The sequence below is a fragment of the Pseudomonas sp. GW821-FHT10C09 genome (assembly GCF_059415465.1).
Genome location: NZ_JBWKNG010000008.1, coordinates 234,047 through 254,840 on the forward strand (window position 1 = coordinate 234,047; position 20,794 = coordinate 254,840).

Below are 20,794 nucleotides of genomic sequence, written 5' to 3' on the forward strand. Positions count from 1 at the left end.
GGATGACTTCCTTAAACGTGATCAGGACAAGATGTGGTCAGCGGGTTTCAAGGCCCGGGTCAATCGGTGATAGCTGAAACTAAACCCCGGAAACATGGCGATCACATGACCGCTCTTGCTTTGATACCAGCTGTGACAGCCTCCAGACTTCCAAACGGTGCGCTCCATTTCCCGGTGGATCATTTCAGTGTAGGTACGTTCCGCTTCGGGGCGTACTTCAATGCTGCGTAAACCCTGCGCTTTTAACGTACGGATGCAGTCGAGGATGTAATTCATCTGCGATTCGATGATAAACAGCGCCGAGGTGTGGCCAATGCCGGTGTTGGGCCCGGTGACGATAAACAGGTTCGGGAAGTCCGGCAGGCTGGTGCCGAGGTAGGCCCGCGGGTACTGCGCCCAGACATCTTTGAGCCGGGTGCCGTGTTTGCCGGTGACGGGGTAGGAAATCACCCCGTCGGTGGCGTCGTAACCGGTGGACCAGACGATCAGGTCGAGGTCGATGTGCTGGCCGTCCTGAGTGACGATGCCGGTTTCATCAATGCAAGCGATGCCCTGTTCGCGACTGTGCAACGTCGCGTTCGGGCGGCTCAGCGCCGGGAAGTAGGTGCTGGAGACCAGCACGCGTTTGCAGCCGATGGTGAAGTCCGGTGTCAGTTTTCGGCGTAGTTCGGGGTCCGGCACCTGGCGCTTGAGGAAGCGCAGGGCCTGCTGCTGAACCAAGCGGATCGCCGGTTTCGAGTATTTGAAGGCAATTACCCGGGTTTCGAACTGCCAGTAGATCATCCAGCGCAGCAGTTTGTAGGCCGGTTTCAGGCCCAGCAGCCATCGCTGGAAAGGGCCAAACGCGCGGTCAGCCCTCGGCAATACCCAGTGCGGCGTGCGCTGGAACACATGCAGCTGCGCGACATCAGGGGCAATCGCCGGAATGACCTGCGCGGCGCTGGCACCGCTGCCGACGACGGCCACGCGTTTTTGCCGGTAATCGTAGGAATGGTCCCAGTTGTTGGTGTGAAAGGTCTTGCCCTGAAAGCGTTCCACGCCTTCAAAGTGCGGGACGACCGGTTGGCTCAACGGCCCTGTCGCGTTAATCAGAAACTGCGCGTAAAACGTGCCTTTGCTGCCGGTGTGCACGGCCCAGCGTTTGTTGGTGTCATCCCATTCGATGCCTTCGACATTGGCTTCCAGTTCGACCTTGTCGCGCAGGCCGAAGTGTTCCACCACGTGCTGGGTGTAGCGGTGCAGCTCCGCCTGTCCGGCGAACATTTGCGTCCAGCGATAGGGCGCAAAGGACAGCGAATAAAGGGGCGAGGGCACATCCACTGCAGCGCCGGGGTAGGTGTTCTGGCACCAGGTGCCGCCAAAAAAGTCCCGCCGCTCCAGCAAGCGAAAATCGTCGATGCCGGCCTTGAGCAAATTGATCGCCGCGCACTGACCGCCAAAACCGCTGCCAATGATCAACACCTGAAAAGTCTGCATGGGTCTCCTTTTTTAGAGTTATTGATTGAACCCTCCCTTCATGTATAGCCAAACATTGAGGACTCGCCTCGTGGCAATACCCCGGTATTCAGACCGCTCACCGGTGATGGCTATTTAACGTCGCCCTGATAGACTTCAAACGCACCTGCAAGCCCGGTGTTATCAGGTTCCGTTCAGTGGCGCAGAGGCCCTATGGCAAAAGCGGGGAAAGGACTTTCATTAGCCAGGAGACTTTATACATCGCGAACCCTGGGCCTGGCCTTGGGATTGTTGTGTGTGAGCGCGGCGATGTATCCACTCGACCCTGCTCCGTGGGTGTGGGGGCTGATGCTGTTCAACGGCGTGTTGTGGCCGCACGTTGCCTATCAGTGGGCGCGTCGGGCCAAGGTGCCGTTTCACGCCGAGCACCGCAACATCCTGGTCGACGCCTTTCTCGGCGGTTTCTGGGTGGCGGCCATGCAATTCAATCCACTGCCCAGCGTTGCAACGCTGTCGATGATGGCGATGAACAATGTCGCCATCGGCGGCATGCGATTCCTGCTGGTGGGCACCGTCGCGCAGATCCTCGGGATGGGGGTGGGGTGGCTGGCGTTTACCCCGGCTTTCATTCCTTCGACAACGCCGTTGCAGATGTTCGCCTGCATGCCCCTGCTGATCCTGTATCCCATGGCGCTGGGCTGGATCTGCTTCCGTCAGGCCACCACCCTGGGTCTGCAAAAGCGCGAGTTGCTGGCCCTGAGCCGTACCGACAGCCTGACCGGCCTGCTGAACCATGGCGCCTGGAAGGATCAACTTGAAGTCGAGTTCCAGCGCTGCCAACGCCTGCAGCAGGGCGGGGCGATTGCGCTGATCGACATCGACCATTTCAAAGCAATCAATGACACCTACGGCCACGTCGCCGGAGATATCGTGTTGCGCCAGTTGAGCAAAATGCTCAAGCAGAACCTGCGCGTCGCCGATGTCGCCGGGCGTTATGGCGGCGACGAGTTCTGCGTGATCCTGCCGGACATGCCGTTGAACAGCGCCGCCGCGACGATGGAAGCCCTGCGCGACCGCTTTGCCACGTTGGGTTACGAGCAGAACCCGGCGTTGAAAGTCAGTTTGAGTATTGGTTTGGCGGCTTTCAGTACGGCGCATACCGATGCGACTTTATGGCTCAACGATGCGGATCAGGCGTTGTATGAAGCCAAGACCACGGGCCGCAATCGTGTGATCTGCCGCACCAATGACAAGCCATATCGCGAACTGCTCGACCCGGTCTGACCCTTCACGACCATTCCCCTGTGGGAGCGAGCCTGCTCGCGAAAGCGGTGTATCAGGCGATATACATCTTGAATGTGACGGCCCTTTCGCGAGCAGGCTCGCTCCCACAGTTGATCGCGGGTGCATGGATCTGTGTGTTCACCCAGATCCAATGTGAGAGCAATCCCCCCAGTAATCTTCGGCCACGGGTTCGTGTGTGTCGCATTCGGTCTAGAGCCTTGGGTCGTTGTCAGGTAGGGTGTTTTTGACTCCGACACGAAACAAGGACCGATTCATGACGCTCAATCTCCCTCGCTCCCTGCTGGTCTCCAGTCTGACCATCGCCCTCGGCGCCTTCGCTCCTGCAGCCTTCGCCGAACCGCACAAACAAGTCCTCGCCGATTCCGAGCAATATAAGGGTGAAGCCCTGAAGCTGCTGGAACGGCTGGTCAACATCGACTCCGGTTCCGGCTATGAGCCCGGCCTGACGCAAGTGCGTGATATCGCCATCGACGAGCTGAAAAAGCTCGGTGCCACCATCGAGTTGGTGCCCAATACACCCGATAAAAGCAGCCACGTGATCGCGACGCTGAAAGGCACCGGCAAGGCGAAAATCCTGCTGATGGCGCACATGGACACCGTGTTCAAGGAAGGCTCGGCTGCCGAGCGCCCGTTCCACATCAAGGACGGCCGCGCCTATGGGCCGGGCGTGATGGATGACAAGGGCGGCATCGTCGCCGGGATCTATGCGCTGAAAGTCCTGAAAAACCTCGACTTCAAGGACTACGCGCAGATCACGTTCCTGCTCGACGCCAGTGAAGAAACCGGCTCCGACGTCGCTACTGATCTGATCAAGAAAACCGCCAAGGCCCACGACGTGACCCTCAACCTCGAACCGGGTCGTCCGGCGGATGGTTTGGTGGTGTGGCGCAAAGGCAGCGCCACGGCGGTGGTGGAAGTCAAAGGCAAAGCCGCTCACGCCGGTGTCGCGCCGGAACTGGGACGCAACGCGGCCATGGAAGTCGCGCATCAGATTCTGCAACTCGGCAAGCTGGGCGATGAAGAGAAGAAAACCACCATCAATTTCACCGTGCTCAAGGCGGGCGACCGCACCAATGTGATCCCGGACCAGGCCACGGCCAAGGCTGACGTGCGGGCCGCGGTGCCGGAAGAATTCGACCGGATCGAGAAGGACCTGGCGCGGGTTTCCAAGGACAAGTTGATTGCGGATACCGAAGTCACCACCACCCTTCAGCGCGGGTTACCGCCGATGCCGCAGACGGCGGAGTCCGATCGGTTGATGGCCATGGCGCAGGGCATTTACGGCGAGATTGGCCGCAAGTTGACCGAGGAAGGCAGCGGTGGGGCGGCGGATGCCAGTCTTTCGGCGGGTGTGGGCACGCCGACGCTGGATGGGTTCGGGATTGTCGGCGGCAATATCCATACGCCTGAAGAGTACGCCGAGGTAGAAAGCGTGGCGCCGAGGATCTACTTGTTGTCGCGGATGATTATGGAGTTGACCAAGCAGTAAGCCGCACCGTTTCCCCCCTGTGGCGAGGGAGCTTGCTCCCGCTGGACTGCGCAGCAGGCCCATTCTTTGGGGCCGCTTCGCGGCCCAGCGGGAGCAAGCTCCCTCGCCACAAGGGTTTTTGGGTGTCGGTGAAATAGCGCTTCTCCCATCATCGGGCAACGATCATCATGTGGCGCACAACTTTCCAAGACGTTTCCTACAACGTACCCTGTTGCCGCGTTTCGGTATCGACCCCTATAGTTCGGGCTCGCGGAAATTACCGCGAACGACCTTGGTCGGTCGGATACAGGAACGTCCAGCTACCAAACACCGTTCAGGCGATAAGCGCCTGACACATCGTGTTATGGCGGCTGTGCGTGGGACACCTTCGGGTGTGCCGGTTCCTGTACCCGGTCGGCCAACCCGCGTACGGCTGCCACCTTCGTTTGGCCGCGAAACGGTGGTTGCTCAAATTACAGGAGTTACAACAATGCAAGACCAAGTAATGCCCCGTTATCTCCCCATCGACACCTACGACGCCGAAGATCCGGTGCTCTTCATCAATACCCACAAAGAACTCAGCGACCTCGCAGCCTGCGCGGCGCATCGCTTTACCGTGGTTCGTGATCTGGCGGACACCTTGTCGAGCCTTGGCCTCAAAGGTATTTCAGACTGTGATCTGACGCGTGTGACCGGGGCGGTGCATCTGCTGATGCGAGAAGGGTGCGCGATTCTGGATGTGATCCGGGCGCGGGCGTTGCAGCGGGAGGAAGGGTTCAAGGCTGCAATTTAGCGGTGTTGCAACCGGCCCCTTCGCGAGCACGCCCGCTCCCACATTGAATCGCTGTCATGCACAGATGCTGTGTTCACTGGATATTAAATGTGGGAGCGGGCTTGCTCGCGAAGGGGCCATAACAGGCAATCCAGCTAAACGGGTTAAACCATCACTCCTTCACACGCATAAACTCTTCCGCCCAACGAATGTAATCCTCAGGCTGCGTGTACGTATGCGTCAGCTCCGTAGCGCTCAAGTCTGACGCCTGGGTAAAGATCTGCCGTTGCTCGCGCAAGCTGTCGTACGTCGCCTTGATCGCCGCGAAGTAAGCGCCATGCCCATCAATGGTCACGCGCACGCCCAGTTCGGCCAGGCGTTTGTCGTCGCGCAGCGCCGGGTTGCCGTAGGTGACCAGCATCAGCGGCACGCTCAGGTGTTCGGCGATTTTTTCCAGTTGATCAAAGTCTTGCACGCCCACCATGCAGATACCGTCCGCCCCGGCGGCTTGGTATTGCTGGGTGCGGCTGATGATTTCCTGGATAGGCAGGATGCCGGCATTGGTGCGGGCAATGATCGCCATTTCCGAATCAACCCGGGCTTCCAGCGCGGCGCGGATCTTGCCGACGCCTTCCGCGACCCCAATCAGGTCGGTGGATTTACGGCCGAATTGTGCCGGCAGCAAGGTGTCTTCGATGGTCAGCGCAGCGATGCCGGCGCGTTCGAGTTCGACGATGGTGCGCATCACGTTGAGCGCGTTGCCGTAGCCATGGTCGGCGTCGGCGATGACCGGTAATTGCGCCACACGGCCAATGCGGGTGGCCTGTTCGGCAAACTCGCTGAGGGTGATCAACGCAAAGTCGGGGGCGCCCAGCACCTGCAACGATGCGACGGAGCCGCCCAGAATCCCCACTTCAAAACCCAGGTCAGCGGCAATGCGGGCCGACATCGGGTCGAAGACCGAAGCCGTGTGGTAGCAGGTGTTGGAAGCGAACAGTTCGCGAAAGTTACGGCGCAAATCTTGATGGGAAAGCCTGGACATACGAGTTCCACCACTGCAATTGGAATGGAAGGGCTTGAGCAAAAGTGTCAACGCCGAAGGAACAAAAGGCTATCACGCGGACGAGGGGAAGATGATGACGAATTTGTACTGGCCGGACGATGTGCCCTGTGGCGAGGGGGCTCGCCACAGGTGTCGGGCGATCAGGCAGCCACCGCCTGCTGCTGTTGCTTCAACAAAGGCACCGCCCGCACGGAGTTGCCGGGTTGCAGTTGCAGGCGTTTGGCGGTGAGGCGGTCGACTACCAGGCTGTTGCCGACCATGCGCGCCTTGGCGACGGTGATGCGGCAGTTCTCCAGTCGGCGGTTGTGGATCAGCCACACCGGGGCCTGTTCGTCGGGTGTACCAATCGTCAGTACCAGCGCCTGGCTATCGCGCACGGTGCGGATTTTCGCCACCGGCGCTTCAATTACCGGCCCGGCGTCGAAGATGTCGATATAGCCCTGGTGGGCAAAACCCTCGGCATTGAGGATTTTCATCGCCGGTTCGGTGTTCGGGTGAGCTTTGCCGATCACCGCCTGGGCCTGCTCAGTCAGCAGGCAGGTGTAGAGAGGTTGGCGCGGCATCAGTTCGGCAATGAACGATTTGTTGCCCAGCCCCGACAGGTGGTCGGCGTGGCTGAATTCCATTTTGAAAAAGTGCCGGCCCAGGCTGTCCCAGAACGGTGAACAGCCGTGCTCGTCGGCGCTGCCACGCAGCTCGGCGATGAGCTTGTCGCCGAACAATTGCGGGAACTCGGCAACGAACAGCAACCGTCCCAGCGACAACAACCGGCCGTTCGTACCCTGGCGTTGATCGTGGCGCAGGAACAGCGAGCACAGCTCCGATTGGCCGGTCATTTCGTTGTTCAGGAACAAGGTCGGAATCTGCCGCGCAATCCCAAGGTCCGGCGAAGCGCTGACCGTCAGCCCCACCCGATAGTTGTACCAGGGTTCACGCAGGCCCACGGCGCCGGCCATTGCACTGACGCCGACCACTTGCTGATCGTCATCTTCCAGCACAAACAGGTAATCGGCATCTGCACGTTCGACCTGTTCGGCGAATGTCCGCTGGGCCCAGCGCACCCGGTGTGCCAGGCGGTCCTCGTTGGCCGGCAGGGTGGTGAACCCGGGGCCGGCCTGTTGCACCAGATCCATCAAGGCGGGCAGGTCGGTGACGCGAACCGGGCGGACAATCATGATGCAGCTCCTTCTTCGCGCCAGTTCGGGCGCTGTCGTTGGGCACGGGGCCGGGTGATGCTCACAAGGCGATCAGCCGGATCGGGCTGCCATCGGTCACGTTCAGGGCCTGGCACATCTCGGCGCTCAACCCCACCGGTTGCCCGGTGACAACATCCAGTTCGACGACGATCGCGCGATAGCCTTCCAGCGCATCGTTGCTCACCAGGTAGCGACCGCGTGCATCGATGGATGAGCGAAGTTGCACCGTGCCTGTCTGGCTTTGGGCGATGGAGAGCACCTTCGAGGTGCGGGCATACAGGGTCGGGCCACCGTCGAACAGGTCGATGTAGCTGTTGGTTTCAAAGCCTTCGCGCTCAAGAATATCGAAGGCCTCCTGGCCGTCCGGGTGAATCCGGCCAATGCAGTCCTGTGCCGCCTGGGGCAGCATCGGCACGTAAATCGGGTACTGAGGCATCAGTTCGGCGAGGAAGGTCCGGGTTTCCAGGCCACACAGCCGTTCAGCCTCGGTATACGGCAGGTCGAAAAAGTGTTTGCCCACCGCATCCCAGAACGGCGATTGCCCCTCATCGCTGCTGTAGCCGACGATTTCGGTGATCACCGCGTCGGCAAAGCGCTGTGGATGAGCTGCGATGAACAACAGCCGTGCCCGTGACAGCAGCTCCGAAAATGCCGTGCGTACCAGCGGGCTATCAATGTGAAAGCCGCGCAGCAAGGTGTGCCCGTTGAGGTCCTGGCACAACGACAGCGCCGGCACGCCATGCTCGATGTTCAGTTCCCGGGAAGCGCTGGTGAAATTACGGTTGCGCAAACTGTAGAACGGCTCGTTGCACCCGGCGGTGGCCAGAAGCTCCGAACACCCCACCAGGCGCTTGACCGTCAGGTCCTCCAGCACAAAGAAGTAATTTTCCGGGCCCTGTGCCTCGACGTCTTTTTCGAATGAGGCGCAGGATTCGATAATCCTCAGGCGCAGGCGTTCGGTGTCGTCCGGCAACGACGTGACGCCCACCAGACTGTCGCGCGCCAGTTGTTGCAACTGGGGCAGGTCGGTTAACTCGACTGGGCGTAAGACCAGCATGGATGTACTCCTGTATCAAAGGGTTCGGCGATGTGTTCCGAACCTGACTATCACTGTCGGTTTCCACGCGTTAAAGCAGCGATCGCCTGATTTTTTGTCAGACGCCGCCCTTTTTATTTTCAGCCGTTGCCCGGCTCGGACAGCACCGTACGGGGGCCGGTTTTGTTGAACAAAAAGAAGTAGACCAGTCCCAAGGCTATGGCGCAGGGAGGGCGCGTAATCAGGCGGGGCCAGCGCAGATGGACATGTTGCAGGTGGGTACGTGGTTGCAAGGGAGGGACGAGCTCGTTACGCCGGTACGGGGCCAGCAAGGCGCGTGTGACCTTGCGTTCCGACGACGTCAGCTCCAGGCCGGCGTCGGTGATCAGGTCTCTGAAGGTGGGCATCCGGGCTCCTGCTGGATGGCGGTGTCGGTTTCATTTCAAATTGCGAAAGCAGTATTTATGTAGCCGAGCCTACAAGTCTAGTGAATTTTTCCACGCCTTTTTTGAGCCCGAAAACAGGGCGTAAACCGCGTGCTAAAGGAGCTACATGGAATTCGACAGAGCTTGTAGGCAATCGCCAGAATCCATGTCGGAGATTGCCGAATTACACTGCCTCATCAGGCGGGCAAGCGGTGTGGGCTGGTTGAAACGAAACGCCCTGAACCGGGCTTCTTGCGGCACAATCAGGCACATACCGTCGGCGCGTTGCCGTTATCCGTTTCATCGACAGGGTGTTCATCCGTGCAAACAACCCGTTTGACCTTGATCTGTCACGCGCGAACCGTCGCACAGAAATTGGCGCGTTTTCCTACGAACGAACCGTTGGAAATGGATTGGCAATCGGCGAAGGGTTCGCGTCGTCACGCGTTCAAAGGGACGCCGCGTTTGCTCTGCGGTCCGGAATTGCGCACCCGGCAAACGGCCACATTGTTTGGTGATGAGGTTGAAGTGGTGGCCGCATTGAGCGATTGCGACTTCGGACAGTGGCAGGGCGTGCGCATTGATGATCTGCAAGCGTCAGAACCCGAGGCGCTCCAGGCCTGGCTCGATGACCCGACCTCGGCCCCGCATGGCGGTGAGTCAGTGGCGCAACTGGGGCAGCGCGTGGCGCAGTGGCTGCACACCCTCGAGGCAACACCGGGGCACGTCGTTGCGATCACCCATCCGTTTGTCATACGCGCTGCGCTAACCCACGTATTACAAGGTGCGGCGTTCAACCAGATCGACGTTGAACCGTTGTCAGCCATTGAGTTGCGGTTCACCGGCCGCTGGCGCCTGCGCTTGCTCGGCACTGATGCCCAAGGTGTGCTGTGATGAGAAAACTGTTGGTCATCGGCATCGGGGCCGGCAATCCCGACTACATCACGATGCAGGCCGTGAAGGCGCTGAATCTCGTTGATGTTTTTTTCCTGATGGACAAGGGCCAGGACAAAGACTCGCTGATCGACCTGCGTCGCGAGATCTGCGAACGCTACATCACCGATCACGACTATCGCTTCGTCGAGGCCCACAGCCCTGAGCGTGAGCGCGGTGAAGTGGACTACACGACAAGCGTCGAAGACCTCAACCTCGCCAAGCAATTGACCTTCGAACGGCTGATCAACGAGGAAATGACTGACGAGCAGTGCGCCGGTTTCCTGGTGTGGGGCGACCCGGCGTTGTACGACAGCACGATCCGCATTTTGCAGGCGATCCTGGCGATGGGTCGCTGTGTGTTCGAGTTTGAGGTGATCCCCGGCATCACCAGCGTCCAGGCATTGGCGGCGCGCCATAAAGTGCCGCTCAATCGCATTGGTCGCTCGATTGAAATTACCACCGGGCGCCGGTTGGCGGCGGGGCAGGTGAGTGAGGCGGACAGTGTGGTGGTGATGCTGGATGCCCAGGATGCCTACCGTCAGGTGGCCGATCCGCAGACCCAGATTTATTGGGGGGCTTATTTGGGCACACCGGATGAGATTTTGATCAGCGGCACGCTTGAAGAAGTCGCGGATGAGATTGAGCGGGTGCGCAAGGCGGCTCGATTGGCGAATGGGTGGATTATGGATACCTACTTGCTGCGTAAGCCTTGAGATCAGTGGTGTTTGGGCTGACGCCTTCGCGAGCAGGCTCGCTCCCACCGTGGATGGTGGTGCACCGTAGATCCAGTGTGGGAGCGAGCCTGCTCGCGAAGGGGCCTTCAAATACTGCTCAAAAAGTAGCGATGACCCCACGCCCAAACCGCTCCCGATACACCGACGGCGGCACACCCACCACTCCCCGAAATGCCACCCGAAAACTCTCCACCGAGCGATACCCGCACTGCTCGGCAATCTGATCGGTGTTGTACCCGGTGCTCTCCAGCAACTCTCGGGCCCGGGCCAATCGCTCATGCTGCAACCACGCTTTGGGCGGTATCCCGGTGGCTTCGGTAAACCGGCGCAAAAACGTCCGTTCACTCATCGCCGCTTCACTCGCCAGTTCACGAACCTCCAGCGGTTGGTGCAAGCGCTCCCGCGCCCATTGCATGACGCGTGACACGTCACTGCGTGGCGTCGGGCTGACCGGCGTTGGAATAAACTGCGCCTGACCGCCGGTACGTTGCGGCGACATCACCAGCCGTCGCGCCACCGAGTTCGCCACCTGCGTGCCGAAATCCCGCGCCACCAGGTGCAGGCAGGCATCGATGCCCGCCGCGCTGCCGGCCGAGGTAATCAATTGCCCGGAGTCGACATACAACACCTGCGGGTCCACCAGAATGTGCGGAAAACGTTCAGCCAGCTCACTGGTGTAGCGCCAATGGGTGGTAGCGCTGTGACCGTCGAGCAAACCGGTCGCCGCCAGCACAAACACCCCGGAGCAAATCGACAGCAATCGTGCGCCTCGGGCATGGGCTTTGCGCAAGGCGTCGAGCAGGTGTTCGGGCACCGGCGCATTACGGTCGCGCCAGCCAGGAATGATGATGGTCCGGGCGTCTTCGAGCAGCTCCATGCCGCCATCGGCCAGCACCTGAATGCCGCCCATGGCGCGCATCGGGCCTTGGTCAACGGCAATAATCCGGTGTTCGTACCACGGGAAGTCGAACTCCGGCCGCGCCAGGCCGAAGATCTCCACGGCAATGCCGAATTCGAAAGTACAGAGGCCGTCGTAGGCCAGAATCGCGACCAATCCAGGGTTAGGCTGCATTTGGCGGAAAGTTCCCGGTGAGTGTCTTGTGCGCCACTGTAGCGGCAAGTGGCGGGCGGATAAAGTCTTCTCACACCCACACACTACGGAGTACAGCCCATGACCAGCCTGGTTCGCGAAATTCCCGCCGCCCCTTCGGCCATTGCCCTGATGCATTTCAGTAACCGTCTGACCTTCGAGACCGATTGTTCCGACGTCCACGGCAGCCAACAGGCCGGCGAGGTGGATTTTGTGCTGGTGGACGTGCGTGGTCCGCTGGCGTTCGAGCGCGGCCATGTGCCGGGTGCGATCAACATTCCGGGGCGATTGCTGACCGCTGAAGGCCTGGCGGCTTACCCGAAAAGCAGTTTATTCGTGGTGTATTGCGCGGGTCCGCATTGCAATGGCGCCAACAAGGCCGCCGTGAAACTCGCGGCGCTGGGTTACCCGGTCAAGGAAATGATCGGCGGGGTGACGGGGTGGCTGGATGAAGGGTTTGAGTTGAGCACGGTGGTGCAGCGTCCGGCGAGCGCCGTCATTGGCTGCGAATGCTGAAATTCAAGCAACACAGAACACCTGTGGCGAGGGGGCTTGCTCCCGCTCGGCTGCGAAGCAGTCGTAATCGAGAAGGACGCGGTATGCCTGATGCACTGCGGGTACCGGTTTTGGGGCCGCTCCGCGACCCAGCGGGAGCAAGCTCCCTCGCCACAAAAAGCCCCTCGAACCACCCGAAGCCTGATGTTCAGCGAAGGGTTGAGGACGCCGTCCACCACCCATCCAGCGTCGCCTGCAACCAGTCATAAACGGCGGTGTAGGCGGGGCTGTCCTGTTCACCCCGAGGCAACGGCGATTCCTCACCAAAGTGCTCATTGAGCATCGCCACCGACTCGGCATTCCACTCCGGATGGAACTGTAACCCCACCCGCGTCGACCCCACCTGATACATCTGCTGTGCGCATTGCACACTGCTGGCGAGCAGTTGCGCTCCCGGCGGCAGGTCGATCGCGTCTTCGTGCCACTCCAGCACCTTCAACCGCTGGCCATCGGCGAACGTCACCTCAGTCCAGCCGGTTTCGGTTTGAGCCATCCGCCGCACCTGTCCGGCCAGACTCAACGCCAGCAACTGCGCCCCGAGGCAAATCGCAAAAACCGGAGCGCCCTGATCCAGACTGCCCGCAAGCCACTGCCGTTCGGCTTCCAGCCAGGTCGGCCCGGCGTTGGATTCATAAGGCCCACCCAACACAATCACCGGTGTCGCGCTCACGGGCGGCAATTGGCCGAGGTCGGCGCGAAAAACGTTTAGCGTCAGGCCTCGGGACGTGGCCCAGTCAGCAATCGCACCCGGCCCTTCGGCGGGGTGGTGCTGGATCAGGTTCAATGTTGGCATCAGGATTCCCTGTCGTATTTGTGTGTAGGTTTTGCCTGATAAAAGGACTTGTCCTACAGTCTGTGCACCGCCGTGGCGCACACTTCAAGAGACTCCATCACGTGAGCCACTTTTCTGTAAGTATTTGTCGCTTAAACACAATTTGCCCATTTGAAGCCACTCTAGACTGCCGGCCACTTCGGTTCTCACCGGCCGAAAGCCAATCGTAAGCTGCCAATAAAAGCCTCCGCACACGGGAGTTATAAATGAAAAAGCTAGTGATGTTCGGTGCCCTGGCACTGTCGATGTTGTCCCTGACCGCTGTGGCCGAAGACGCCAAGCCGATCCGCATCGGTATTGAAGCCGGTTACCCGCCATTCTCGATGAAAACCCCCGACGGCAAACTGACCGGTTTCGACGTGGACATCGGCGATGCGCTGTGCGAGCAGATGAAAGTGAAGTGTACGTGGGTCGAGCAGGAATTCGACGGCCTGATCCCGGCACTGAAAGTGAAGAAAATCGACGCGATCCTGTCGTCCATGACCATCACTGACGACCGTAAGAAGAACGTCGATTTCACCATCAAGTACTACCACACGCCGGCGCGCTTCGTGATGAAGGAAGGCACCGACGTCAAGGACCCGCTGACCGATCTCAAAGGCAAGAAAGTCGGTGTGCTGCGCGCCAGTACCCACGACCGCTTCGCCACTGAAGTGCTGGTGCCGGCCGGAATCGAACTGGTTCGCTACGGTTCCCAGCAGGAAGCCAACCTGGACATGGTCGCCGGTCGCGTTGACGCGCTGCTGGCCGACTCGGTCAACCTCGACGACGGCTTCTTGAAAACCAAAGAAGGTAAAGGGTTCGCCTTCGTAGGCCCTGAATACAACGATCCGAAGTACTTCGGTGGCGGCGCCGGCATTGCCGTGCGCAAAGGCGATACCGCCCTGGCCGAGCAGTTCAACGCGGCGATCACAGAGATCCGCGCCAACGGCAAGTACAAGCAAGTGCAGGACAAGTACTTCAAGTTTGACGTTTACGGCGAGTAATCACGCCGTTCAAAAAAGTGGCAACCGTTGACGCGGTTGCCATTTTTTTTGTGCATTCTCTAGCAACAGAGAACCCTGTGGGTGATTTTCACCGTTCAGATTTCAGGAGTTTACCCATGCAACGCATCGACCATTCACTGCCCTGGAGCCACCTGGGCACCGAACGTACCCTCAGCGTATTTCGCTACGGCACGGGCACGCGCAAGGTCTACATCCAGGCCAGCCTGCATGCGGACGAACTGCCGGGTATGCGCACGGCGTGGGAGTTGAAGAAACGCCTGGCCGAACTCGAAACCCAAGGCCAACTGCAAGGCGTGATTGAACTGGTGCCGGTGGCCAACCCGATCGGCCTCGATCAGCACCTGCAGGGCAGCCACATGGGCCGCTTCGAATTGGGCAGCGGCAAGAATTTCAACCGCTCGTTTGTCGAGCTCAGCGCACCAGTGGCCGCGTTGATCGGGGACCAATTGGGCGACGATGCACAGGCCAACATCGCGCTGATTCGCCAGACCATGGGCCAGGTGCTCGATGGCTTGCCGGCACCGGCCTCGCAACTGGAAGCCATGCACCGTTTGCTGTTGCGCCATGCGTGCGATGCCGACATCACCCTCGATCTGCATTGCGATTTTGACGCGGCGATTCATATTTATGCCTTGCCGCAGCACTGGCCGCAGTGGCAATCCCTGGCGGCGCGGCTGAAGGCGGGCGTCGCGTTGTTGTGTGAAGATTCCGGCGGCAGCTCGTTCGATGAGTCCTGTTCTTCGCCGTGGCTGCGTCTGGCGCGGGCATTTCCCGAGGCGGCTATTCCCCCGGCCAACCTGGCGACGACGCTGGAGTTGGGGAGCATGGGCGACACGCGGGTGGATCAGGCGCAGGCCAACTGCGAGGCCATCCTCGGCTTCCTGGCCGAACAGGGTTTTATCAAGGGCGACTGGCCTGCGGCGCCGGGCGAATGTTGTGAAGGCATGCCGTTCGAAGGCACCGAGTACCTGTTCGCGCCGCATCACGGGGTGGTGAGTTTCCTGCGCGATGCCGGTGAGTGGGTGGAGCGTGGCGATGCACTGTTTGAAGTGGTCGACCCGTTGAATGACCGGGCGACCACCGTGCGCGCCGGGACCAGCGGCGTGTTGTTTGCGATTGATCGCGGGCGGTATACGCAGCCGGGGACGTGGCAGGCGAAAGTGGCGGGGCGTGAGCCGATTCGGGTTGGGAAGTTGATCAACGACTGAGGCTCTTCACTGTCATCAAGGACCTCTTCGCGAGCAGGCTCGCTCCCACAAAGGAATGCATTTCTACTGTGGGAGCGAGCCTGCTCGCGAAGGCGGCATCAGCAACACCCAAAATCCCCCGGCAGGTTCCACAGTGCTAGGCTCACCCCCGAATCCTGTTTCTGTAAAGGAAGGCCAATGTTGAAATTTCTCGCCATGCTGACGCTGCTGGCATCCGCCGCGGTCCACGCTCAAACCCCGCTGCAAACCGATCTGCCCCTCAAGTACCTGGAACAAGCCAACCCTGAGTCGCAACACCAGCCACTGGTGATTTTTCTCCACGGTTACGGCAGCAACGAGCAGGACCTGTTCGGTATCAAGGATGATCTGCCCGCGACGTACACCTACCTGTCAGTGCGGGCGCCGATGACCCTGGAAGAGGGCAGCTACCAGTGGTTTACCAAGAAGGGCGAGGGCGCCTATAACGGCAAGACTGGCGACTTGAAGACCAGCGGCCAGGTGCTGCTGGATTTCATCGCCCAAGCGGCGAAGAAATATCACACCGAACCGGACAAGGTGTTCCTGGTGGGGTTTAGCCAGGGCGCGATCATGTCTTACGAAGTGGCGTTGCGTCACCCCGAGGCGGTCGGCGGGATTGCGGCGTTGAGCGGGCGGATTCTACCGGTGCTCAAATCCGCGCTCAAACCGGATGAAAGTCGCCAGAAGCTGGCGATCTTCATCGGTCATGGCAAAGAGGACAACCGCCTGCCGTACAAGGACGGTACAGATGCTGACACCCTGTTGAAGAGCCTGTCCCTCAAGCCTGAGTTTCATGGCTACGAAGGACTCGGCCACAACATCAGTGAGGCCGAGATTGTCGATTTGAACGCCTGGCTGCAGCACCTCAACCCTTGAGGCTTACTTGCCGCTGACGATTTGTTTGATCAGCGTTTCGTGGGCAGCCATGTCTCCCGGACGGGAAATCACCTGAACCACCGCCATGCGATTACCCGACGCCGCCATCAGCGTGGTGTTGAGGGTCATGCCGCCACCCTGGGTGGCGGTGCTGTCCACTTGACGCAGCCCCAGGCCTGACGCTTTCTGCGTCAGGCTTTTTTCGCTGAGTTTGTTGAAATCCGGCAGGGCCTTGCGTTGTGCGGCTTCGAAATCGGCGGCCGTACCGTCGAGAAACGCGCCGTCGTTGTCTTTGACGGTAACGTCGGCCGGCAGGTTGTTTTCCGCGGCGATCACCACGGTCTTGGTGGTTTCGTTGGTGTACATGGTGCCGCTGGCGCCCGACGGGCTGGCCGGCAGCGTGTTGGCGGTAAAGCCCTTGGGCAGGGAGAAGGTGAACTTGCCGCCCAGCATCGAGACTTTCTGCGAGGACGAAGGCGCGGTGGCCGTGGCCTTGGCGGCCTGTGCATTGAACGCGCCCAGACTGGCAACCGCCGTCAGCAACAGGGCAACGGCTTTTTTACTCAACAGTGACATGCAAAAAACTCCAGGGATGATCGCGCTTTGAGGGCGATCATCCCATGGACGTTGTGAAGCATTCCAGCATGGCGGTGGTTTGGAGTTGGATTTGACCGTCAGGCCTGGTTTTGCGGGAACAGGTTGCGACGGGTTTCTTCGTCGAACTCGGCCTTGAGCACCAGTTTCTCTTTCAAGCCGTGGGCACGTTGAGCGGCCGGGCGGGCGCTGATTTCGTCGAACAGGCGCTTGACGTTCGGGTACGCCGCCAGGCCGTTCTCACCGAGGATGTACGGCGCGTAGTTGGCCCAGCCCCAGAGCGCCATGTCGGCGATGCTGTAGGTGTCGCCGGCCAGATATTGATGGTCGGCCAGACGCTGGTCGAGTACGCGGTAGTGACGTTCCACTTCTTTCAGGTAACGGTTTTTCGCGTAAGCCAGGTCTTCCGGCGCGTGGTGCAGGAAGTGCACGGCTTGGCCCGAGAACGGCGACAGGCCGGTGGCGATGAACATCAGCCACGACAGCAGTTCGGCATTACCGGCAGCGGTGGTCGGCAGGAAACGCTGATGTTTTTGCGCCAGGTGCAGCAGGATCGCCTGGGAGTCGAACACGGTGGCATCACCGTCAACGAGTGCTGGAACCTTGGCATTTGGATTGATCGCCAAAAAGGCTGGCAGGTGTTGCTCGCCCTTGAAGGTGTCGACGCCGATTAATTCGTAAGGCGTTTGCAGCTCTTCAAGCAGCAGGGCAACTTTCATCGGGTTTGGCGAAGGGTGGAAAAAGAATTTCATGGTGTAGGCCTCAGTCGGGTGGGTTGTGAACTGAGGCTGATGTTGCGGGAAACCCGTTCGATTGACGTACGAGGTTTTTGCTCTACTCGTTCGATGGTATCGAACGTGTTGTGAGAGCTTTCTCGGAGGATCGCGTGGTGGCAATCACCGCGCCACCGATGATCAACAGCGCGGGCACGATCAGGATCGGACCGGCCTGACTGTCGCCCACGGTGATCAACAGCAGCGTGGAAATCAGCGGCGCCAGATAGGACAGCGCCCCCAACGTCGCCAGACTGCCGTGCTTGGTGGCGTGGTCCCAGGCCAAAAACGCCAGGCCCACCGGTCCCAGGCCCAGGCAGAGGATGGCGGCCCATTGACCGGCATCCGGCCAGACCGTGGTTTCAAACAGCAGATGGCAGATCAGCCCGCCGATGGCCACCAGCCCGCAGACACCGCCGATGGTGTTGCTGGGCACTTCGCTGAAACGTCGATTGAACACTGAATAAACCGCCCAGATCAGCGCACAGCCAAACGCTGCGAGATATCCGGCCACTGGCATCGCCGCACCCGCCGCCGGTGCGTGTTGCTGCATGATGAACGCTGTGCCGGCGAGCCCCAGCAGCGCGCCGAGCATCTGTCGCTTGTGCAGCTTTTCCCCGGCCGAGAACGCCGACAACAACACCAGCAACAGTGGCCAGAGGTAGTTGATCAGGCTGGCCTCGGCCGCCGGGGCGGCTTTGAGCGCGAAAAAATACAGCGCGTGATAGACGAAGATTCCGCTGAACCCGGTCGCCCAAACGGCCCAGGGTTGTCGCCAGCTGCTGAAGCCGGCGATGCCGCGTCGCCCCAGAATCACCACGCTCGCCGCGAAGGCCACGCCGAAACCGAGCGTCATCAGCTGAAACGGGGGAATACCTTGGGTGAGGGTGGTCAGCAGCGCGAGGCAGGACCAGAGGAATATGGCGACAACGCCCACGGCGGTGGCTGAGCGGGCAGAGCGCACAGGGAGCGTGGCGTCATTCATGTCTGGTCCTTCAGCGCGGTGAGCGGGCGACATCCTGGCCCGCAGCTGTGAAGGAGCTTAGCGGTTGATCGCGGATCGTCCAGGCTCGGTCGTCGGCTTGACCGGGCGTGCCAGCAATTGCCGGGTGACCCCGAGCATCGCCACGGACACCGCGACGCCGAGGGCAAACGCGCTCAGCCCGATGTACGGCAATGCCAAGGCCAATACCAGGCAAAACGCCGCGAACGAATACATGCCTGTAGCCGTGGCGCGCAGCAACGCGGCGGTAAACGCCGGGCCCCGGGTTTGCTGGGAGAACACCGCCATCACGCTGCCCAATACCGGGAACACCGCGAGCAAGCCGCTCCAGCGTTCGCCGACGGTGCTCGCCAGTAGCGTGACCGCCAGGGTGAGCAGAGCGCCGGCCATCATGCGCAGCAGCAATTTATCGGACTTCGGCGCCGGGCCGGACACCAGCGGCTGCACTTTGGGAAACAGGTAAGGCGCGGCGAGCAGCGCAGTCGCTGCGGCGATGACCGAAAACACCAGGGACGGTGGAATCAGCGACAGGATGACGGCTGCCAAGGCCCAGACGGACAGCGACACCAGCAGCGCCAACGGCCAACCGGCGCGCTGGGCAACCTGGGCATAGGTCACGCAGAAGGCAATCATTGCGAACATCGCCGACAACGCGGCCGTCGCCGACTGGGCGGCAAACACTTCGCCCTGCTCGATGGCGAGGAAGAACAGAATCGGCCCGACCACCACCGGCAACCCGGACAGCCAACCGGCCACGCTCGGCCCCCAGCGTTTACCGGCCAGGGAAATCAGCAACAGAAATCCTGGAATCACCAGCAGTTTGAGCATCAGCACGCACGCGTCTCCTTCCTGAGAGAGGCGGCAACGTTAGCATCGTGCGCGCTGAATTGCTCTATGGATTGGCGGATTTTGTATACAAAGCTGCTGGCCCTTGGGTGTGCCGGGTGAAACGTCTAAGCTGCCTCCTCTCACCTGTTTCTGGATGTGTGCGTGAAATTCAGTTTACCCAAAGTCGCCACTGCGCCGTTCTGCCCGCCGGAAGTGGCCGGCACCGTTCCCGTTGATCCGCGCGCTTCATTCTTTAAACGGGTGCTGAGCTTTGCCGGGCCGGGTTTACTGGTGTCCATCGGCTACATGGACCCGGGCAACTGGGCGACCGCCATCGAGGCCGGTTCGCGCTTTGGTTACAGCCTGTTGTTTGTGGTGTTGCTGGCGAGTCTGGCGGGGATGGTGGTGCAGTGCTTGTGTTCGCGGCTGGGCATCGCCACCGGGCGCGACCTGGCGCAGTTGTCCCGCGAGCGCTACAGCACGCGCACGGCACGCACGCAGTGGGTACTGGCGGAAATCTCGATCATCGCCACCGACCTCGCCGAAGTGCTCGGTTGTGCCTTGGCATTCCATCTGTTGCTCGGGTGTTCGCTGACGTTCGGCATCGCCTTGACCGCATTCGATACGCTGCTGGTGCTGGCCCTGCAAAACCGTGGTTTCCGTCGTCTTGAAGCGATCATGCTGGTGCTGGTGAGCACCATCGGCGTGTGTTTTTTCGTCGAGTTGCTGCTGATCAAACCTTACTGGCCGGACGTGGCGCGCGGCTTTACACCGTCACTCTCGGCGATTGGCGACGCCGCACCGCTGTATCTGGCCATCGGCATTCTCGGCGCCACAGTGATGCCGCATAACCTGTACCTGCACACCTCGATCGTGCAGACCCGAATGATCGGCAAGGACCTGGCCAGCAAGCAGGACGCGGTGAACCTGGCGCGCATCGACACCATCGGCTCGCTGGCGTTGGCGCTGTTGGTGAACGCGGCGATCCTGATTCTCGCGGCGGCTGCGTTCCACAAGACCGGGCATACCGATGTGGTGGATATCCAGGATGCCTATCACTTGCTGGATCCGCTGGTGGGCGGGGCGTTGGCCAGCGTGTTGTTCGGCGTGGCGTTGCTGGCGTCGGGGCAGAGTTCGACCTTTACCGGGACCATCGCCGGGCAGGTGATCATGGAGGGGTTCCTGAACCTGCGGATTCCATGCTGGCAACGGCGCTTGATCACCCGCGGGCTGGCGCTGATTCCGGCGTTCATCGGGGTCTGGCTGATGGGCGACAGTGCGATTGGCAAGTTGCTGGTGTTGAGTCAGGTGGTGTTGAGTTTGCAGTTGCCGTTTGCGTTGTACCCGTTGATTCGCATGACCAACGATCGCCAGTTGATGGGGACGTTCGTCAATCGCTGGCCGACTCGGGTGCTGGCGTGGGGATTGTTTGTGGTGATCAGCGGGGCGAATTCTTGGTTGATCTTCCAGTTTCTGGGGTGACCGGGCTGGCCTCTTCGCGAGCAGGCTCGCTCCCACAGGGATTTTGTGCTCACCGAAGATCAACTGTGGGAGATTCTATGGTTGAGGGGAAGCCCTCAACTGGTTTTCGATTGGTATTCGCTCTGCCCGTTCAGCAGG

The 20,794-nt window shown here is 60.5% G+C and carries 21 protein-coding genes and 1 pseudogene; 10 read left to right on the top strand and 12 right to left on the bottom strand.

Annotation, left to right across the window (positions count from 1 at the left end):
• Positions 1 to 21 precede the first annotated feature (21 nt).
• Positions 22 to 1,476: a flavin-containing monooxygenase gene (locus tag AC07N8_RS10695; RefSeq protein WP_493143457.1), complete on the bottom strand. Its 1,455-nt coding sequence runs from the start codon at positions 1,474 to 1,476 to the stop codon at positions 22 to 24.
• A 192-nt stretch (positions 1,477 to 1,668) separates the two neighbouring features.
• On the opposite strand from AC07N8_RS10695, the gene AC07N8_RS10700 reads away from it, so the two are divergent.
• Complete coding sequence (locus AC07N8_RS10700) at positions 1,669 to 2,739, top strand: diguanylate cyclase (protein ID WP_493143459.1); 1,071 nt, start codon at positions 1,669 to 1,671, stop codon at positions 2,737 to 2,739.
• A 274-nt stretch (positions 2,740 to 3,013) separates the two neighbouring features.
• Positions 3,014 to 4,249, top strand: a complete 1,236-nt coding sequence (locus tag AC07N8_RS10705; protein WP_493143460.1) for a M20/M25/M40 family metallo-hydrolase — start codon at positions 3,014 to 3,016, stop codon at positions 4,247 to 4,249.
• Positions 4,250 to 4,265: 16 nt separating this feature from the next.
• On the opposite strand, the pseudogene AC07N8_RS10710 reads toward AC07N8_RS10705, so the two are convergent.
• A pseudogene (locus AC07N8_RS10710) lies at positions 4,266 to 4,367 on the bottom strand (N-acetyltransferase); the annotation flags it as partial.
• A 351-nt stretch (positions 4,368 to 4,718) separates the two neighbouring features.
• Between AC07N8_RS10710 and AC07N8_RS10715 the strand changes: the two are divergent.
• Entirely contained in the window at positions 4,719 to 5,021 is a 303-nt protein-coding gene (locus tag AC07N8_RS10715) for a hypothetical protein (RefSeq protein ID WP_493143462.1), read from the top strand.
• A 151-nt stretch (positions 5,022 to 5,172) separates the two neighbouring features.
• Here AC07N8_RS10715 and AC07N8_RS10720 read toward each other — a convergent pair whose 3' ends face one another.
• From AC07N8_RS10720 to AC07N8_RS10735, 4 genes are all read right to left on the bottom strand, one after another.
• Positions 5,173 to 6,042, bottom strand: a complete 870-nt coding sequence (locus AC07N8_RS10720; protein ID WP_027925208.1) for an isocitrate lyase/PEP mutase family protein — start codon at positions 6,040 to 6,042, stop codon at positions 5,173 to 5,175.
• Between the two features lie 161 nt (positions 6,043 to 6,203).
• Positions 6,204 to 7,238 (bottom strand): arginine N-succinyltransferase, encoded by a 1,035-nt coding sequence (gene astA / locus AC07N8_RS10725; protein WP_483839911.1) that lies wholly within the window; start codon positions 7,236 to 7,238, stop codon positions 6,204 to 6,206.
• A 61-nt stretch (positions 7,239 to 7,299) separates the two neighbouring features.
• A complete protein-coding gene (locus AC07N8_RS10730; RefSeq protein ID WP_493143464.1) occupies positions 7,300 to 8,316 on the bottom strand; it encodes an arginine N-succinyltransferase in 1,017 nt (338 codons plus the stop codon).
• Positions 8,317 to 8,435: 119 nt separating this feature from the next.
• Positions 8,436 to 8,702, bottom strand: coding sequence for a hypothetical protein (locus AC07N8_RS10735; protein WP_483839909.1), 267 nt, complete (start codon positions 8,700 to 8,702; stop codon positions 8,436 to 8,438).
• A gap of 339 nt (positions 8,703 to 9,041) precedes the next feature.
• On the opposite strand from AC07N8_RS10735, the gene AC07N8_RS10740 reads away from it, so the two are divergent.
• Together AC07N8_RS10740 and cobF are read left to right on the top strand one after the other, a co-directional pair.
• Positions 9,042 to 9,614, top strand: a complete 573-nt coding sequence (locus tag AC07N8_RS10740; RefSeq protein WP_493143467.1) for a histidine phosphatase family protein — start codon at positions 9,042 to 9,044, stop codon at positions 9,612 to 9,614.
• On the top strand, positions 9,614 to 10,369 hold the full coding sequence (gene cobF, locus AC07N8_RS10745; RefSeq protein WP_493143469.1) for a precorrin-6A synthase (deacetylating): 756 nt from the start codon (positions 9,614 to 9,616) through the stop codon (positions 10,367 to 10,369). The genes AC07N8_RS10740 and cobF overlap by 1 nt, the downstream gene beginning before the upstream one ends.
• A 118-nt stretch (positions 10,370 to 10,487) precedes the next feature.
• Here cobF and ftrA read toward each other — a convergent pair whose 3' ends face one another.
• Positions 10,488 to 11,462, bottom strand: a complete 975-nt coding sequence (gene ftrA, locus AC07N8_RS10750) for a transcriptional regulator FtrA (RefSeq protein WP_493143471.1) — start codon at positions 11,460 to 11,462, stop codon at positions 10,488 to 10,490.
• Between the two features lie 99 nt (positions 11,463 to 11,561).
• Here ftrA and AC07N8_RS10755 point away from each other — a divergent pair, with 99 nt between their 5' ends.
• The gene (locus AC07N8_RS10755) at positions 11,562 to 11,996 is read left to right on the top strand and encodes a rhodanese-like domain-containing protein (protein ID WP_493143473.1); all 435 of its coding nucleotides are present in this window, start codon (positions 11,562 to 11,564) and stop codon (positions 11,994 to 11,996) included.
• Between the two features lie 187 nt (positions 11,997 to 12,183).
• On the opposite strand, the gene AC07N8_RS10760 is transcribed toward AC07N8_RS10755, so the two are convergent.
• Complete coding sequence (locus AC07N8_RS10760) at positions 12,184 to 12,828, bottom strand: type 1 glutamine amidotransferase (RefSeq protein ID WP_493143475.1); 645 nt, start codon at positions 12,826 to 12,828, stop codon at positions 12,184 to 12,186.
• 245 nt (positions 12,829 to 13,073) lie between these two features.
• Between AC07N8_RS10760 and AC07N8_RS10765 the strand changes: the two genes are divergently transcribed.
• The 3 genes from AC07N8_RS10765 (at position 13,074) to AC07N8_RS10775 (ending at position 15,976) form a co-directional block, all read left to right on the top strand.
• Complete coding sequence (locus AC07N8_RS10765) at positions 13,074 to 13,853, top strand: ABC transporter substrate-binding protein (RefSeq protein ID WP_483839903.1); 780 nt, start codon at positions 13,074 to 13,076, stop codon at positions 13,851 to 13,853.
• A 116-nt stretch (positions 13,854 to 13,969) separates the two neighbouring features.
• On the top strand, positions 13,970 to 15,082 hold the full coding sequence (locus AC07N8_RS10770) for a succinylglutamate desuccinylase/aspartoacylase family protein (RefSeq protein WP_493143477.1): 1,113 nt from the start codon (positions 13,970 to 13,972) through the stop codon (positions 15,080 to 15,082).
• A 177-nt stretch (positions 15,083 to 15,259) separates the two neighbouring features.
• Positions 15,260 to 15,976 (top strand): alpha/beta hydrolase, encoded by a 717-nt coding sequence (locus AC07N8_RS10775; protein ID WP_493143478.1) that lies wholly within the window; start codon positions 15,260 to 15,262, stop codon positions 15,974 to 15,976.
• Between the two features lie 3 nt (positions 15,977 to 15,979).
• Here AC07N8_RS10775 and AC07N8_RS10780 read toward each other — a convergent pair whose 3' ends face one another.
• From AC07N8_RS10780 to AC07N8_RS10795, 4 genes are all read right to left on the bottom strand, one after another.
• Positions 15,980 to 16,552: a DcrB/PsbP domain-containing protein gene (locus tag AC07N8_RS10780; RefSeq protein ID WP_493143480.1), complete on the bottom strand. Its 573-nt coding sequence runs from the start codon at positions 16,550 to 16,552 to the stop codon at positions 15,980 to 15,982.
• A gap of 98 nt (positions 16,553 to 16,650) precedes the next feature.
• Positions 16,651 to 17,322 (bottom strand): glutathione S-transferase family protein, encoded by a 672-nt coding sequence (locus tag AC07N8_RS10785; RefSeq protein ID WP_483839899.1) that lies wholly within the window; start codon positions 17,320 to 17,322, stop codon positions 16,651 to 16,653.
• 82 nt (positions 17,323 to 17,404) lie between these two features.
• Complete coding sequence (yddG, locus tag AC07N8_RS10790; RefSeq protein ID WP_493143482.1) at positions 17,405 to 18,328, bottom strand: aromatic amino acid exporter YddG; 924 nt, start codon at positions 18,326 to 18,328, stop codon at positions 17,405 to 17,407.
• A gap of 57 nt (positions 18,329 to 18,385) precedes the next feature.
• Positions 18,386 to 19,180 carry a hypothetical protein gene (locus AC07N8_RS10795; RefSeq protein WP_493143484.1) on the bottom strand — a complete coding sequence of 265 codons (795 nt, stop codon included), beginning with the start codon at positions 19,178 to 19,180 and terminating at the stop codon, positions 18,386 to 18,388.
• Between the two features lie 156 nt (positions 19,181 to 19,336).
• On the opposite strand from AC07N8_RS10795, the gene AC07N8_RS10800 reads away from it, so the two are divergent.
• Positions 19,337 to 20,656: an Nramp family divalent metal transporter gene (locus tag AC07N8_RS10800; protein ID WP_493143486.1), complete on the top strand. Its 1,320-nt coding sequence runs from the start codon at positions 19,337 to 19,339 to the stop codon at positions 20,654 to 20,656.
• Positions 20,657 to 20,794 lie beyond the last annotated feature (138 nt).